We start from the raw sequence: 2,500 nt of genomic DNA on the forward strand, positions 1-2,500 counted from the left end.
TTGGTTGTGTGTCTAAGCAGTGAGGCGGAAAACGAGGAAAATCCCGTTTTCATCTAACGCTGGGCTGTGATGGCGAGGAGAATTGTCTCCAGAGTCCCTGATTTCACACTGCCAAGAAAAGCCTCTAGCGAGGCGGGAGGTGCCTGTACCGCAAACCGACACAGGTAGGCGAGGAGAGAATCCTAAGGTGATCGAGAGAACTCTCGTTAAGGAACTCGGCAAAATGACCCCGTAACTTCGGGAGAAGGGGTGCTCTGGTAGGGTGAATAGCCCGAGAGAGCCGCAGTGAATAGGCCCAGGCGACTGTTTAGCAAAAACACAGGTCTCTGCAAAACCGTAAGGTGACGTATAGGGGCTGACGCCTGCCCGGTGCTGGAAGGTTAAGAGGAGGGGTTAGCGCAAGCGAAGCTCTGAATTGAAGCCCCAGTAAACGGCGGCCGTAACTATAACGGTCCTAAGGTAGCGAAATTCCTTGTCGGGTAAGTTCCGACCCGCACGAAAGGCGTAACGATCTGGGCACTGTCTCAACGAGAGACTCGGTGAAATTATAATATGCGTGAAGATGCGCATTACCCGCGACAGGACGGAAAGACCCCGTGGAGCTTTACTGTAGCCTGATATTGAATTCCGGTGCAGCCTGTACAGGATAGGTAGGAGCCTTTGATTCCGGAGCGCCAGCTTCGGAGGAGGCATTGGTGGGATACTACCCTGGCTGTATTGGACTTCTAACCCATGCCCGTGATCCGGGCAGGAGACAGTGTCAGGTGGACAGTTTGACTGGGGCGGTCGCCTCCTAAAGAGTAACGGAGGCGCCCAAAGGTTCCCTCAGAATGGTTGGACATCATTCGTAGAGTGCAAAGGCATAAGGGAGCTTGACTGCGAGACCTACAAGTCGAGCAGGGTCGAAAGACGGGCTTAGTGATCCGGTGGTTCCGCATGGAAGGGCCATCGCTCAACGGATAAAAGCTACCCCGGGGATAACAGGCTTATCTCCCCCAAGAGTCCACATCGACGGGGAGGTTTGGCACCTCGATGTCGGCTCGTCGCATCCTGGGGCTGTAGTCGGTCCCAAGGGTTGGGCTGTTCGCCCATTAAAGCGGCACGCGAGCTGGGTTCAGAACGTCGTGAGACAGTTCGGTCCCTATCCGTCGCGGGCGCAGGAAATTTGAGGAGAGCTGTCCTTAGTACGAGAGGACCGGGATGGACATACCGCTGGTGTACCAGTTGTCTTGCCAAAGGCATCGCTGGGTAGCTATGTATGGACGGGATAAATGCTGAAAGCATCTAAGCATGAAGCCCCCTTCAAGATGAGATTTCCCATTACGCAAGTAAGTAAGATCCCTCAAAGAAGATGAGGTGGATAGGTCTGGGGTGGAAGCACGGCGACGTGTGCAGCTGACAGATACTAATCGATCGAGGACTTAACCTATTATTGAAAAGCGGAAGCAGCCGTTTAGATGCGGCAGGCATAAGGCGAAGATGTGCAGTGGTGCTCTTTACCACGAAACAGCTTTGACTTATGGCCCGAGCATCTGGCTGCTGAAGCTGGACAAAATGAAAAGTTAAATCGACCGTCTAGATACGACAGGCATAAGACAGATTAGCGAAGCGACGGTTTTTGTCGCGCAGCCAAGCTGACTTATGACCCGAGCATCTGGTCGATTTAGCTGGACAACACGAAAAGCAGAAGCAGTTACTTGAACAACCCAATGTCTTTTATCCAGTTTTGAGTGAATAATTTTACTCAAAAAAGTTAAAAACAACACTTGCATTTTGAGTGCCGTGTGTTATAATTGTAAATGTCCGCTAAAAGGACAAGTCTGGTGACGATAGCGAAGAGGTCACACCCGTTCCCATACCGAACACGGAAGTTAAGCTCTTCAGCGCTGATGGTAGTTGGAGGTTTCCTCCTGTGAGAGTAAGACGTCGCCGGGCAATTCTTTTCTAAAGATCGAAAATTTCTATACATAAGATCATGCAGAATTGATAAAAATTATACCCAGGAGGATTAGCTCAGCTGGGAGAGCACCTGCCTTACAAGCAGGGGGTCGGCGGTTCGAGCCCGTCATCCTCCACCATATTTTCTACACTTGCCGGTGTAGCTCAACTGGTAGAGCAACTGACTTGTAATCAGTAGGTTGAGGGTTCAAGTCCTTTCGCCGGCACCACTTTGTACGAGCCGTTAGCTCAGTTGGTAGAGCATCTGACTTTTAATCAGAGGGTCACAGGTTCGAATCCTGTACGGCTCACCATTTTTTAAGTAACATATATGCGGGTGTGGTGGAACTGGCAGACACGCTAGACTTAGGATCTAGTGCCTTCGGGCGTGGGGGTTCGACTCCCTTCACCCGCACTTTAATGCGGAAGTAGTTCAGTGGTAGAATACGACCTTGCCAAGGTCGGGGTCGCGGGTTCGAATCCCGTCTTCCGCTTTTACATCCTTGCCGGGGTGGCGGAACTGGCAGACGCACAGGACTTAAAATCCTGCGGTAGGTGACTA

Annotated in this window: 6 tRNA genes and 2 rRNA genes (2 of these 8 running past the window's edge); all 8 read left to right on the forward strand. The window is 51.6% G+C overall.

From position 1 onward, the window contains the following. A 23S ribosomal RNA gene (locus DV702_RS14125) occupies positions 1 to 1,429 on the forward strand; it begins 1,498 nt to the left of the window's first position. Between the two features lie 390 nt (positions 1,430 to 1,819). Next, positions 1,820 to 1,935: ribosomal RNA gene (gene rrf / locus DV702_RS14130) — 5S ribosomal RNA — on the forward strand. A 67-nt stretch (positions 1,936 to 2,002) separates the two neighbouring features. After that, a tRNA-Val gene (locus DV702_RS14135) sits at positions 2,003 to 2,078 on the forward strand. Between the two features lie 14 nt (positions 2,079 to 2,092). After that, positions 2,093 to 2,168 (forward strand) — tRNA-Thr (locus DV702_RS14140). An 8-nt stretch (positions 2,169 to 2,176) separates the two neighbouring features. Next, a tRNA-Lys gene (locus DV702_RS14145) sits at positions 2,177 to 2,252 on the forward strand. 19 nt (positions 2,253 to 2,271) lie between these two features. Then, positions 2,272 to 2,353, forward strand: a tRNA-Leu gene (locus tag DV702_RS14150). Positions 2,354 to 2,360: 7 nt separating this feature from the next. After that, positions 2,361 to 2,432 (forward strand) — tRNA-Gly (locus DV702_RS14155). Positions 2,433 to 2,443: 11 nt separating this feature from the next. Further along, positions 2,444 to 2,500, forward strand: a tRNA-Leu gene (locus tag DV702_RS14160) (it continues 32 nt past the right edge of the window).

Origin of the sequence: Sporosarcina sp. PTS2304 (assembly GCF_003351785.1) — a bacterium.
Classification (GTDB): domain Bacteria; phylum Bacillota; class Bacilli; order Bacillales_A; family Planococcaceae; genus Sporosarcina.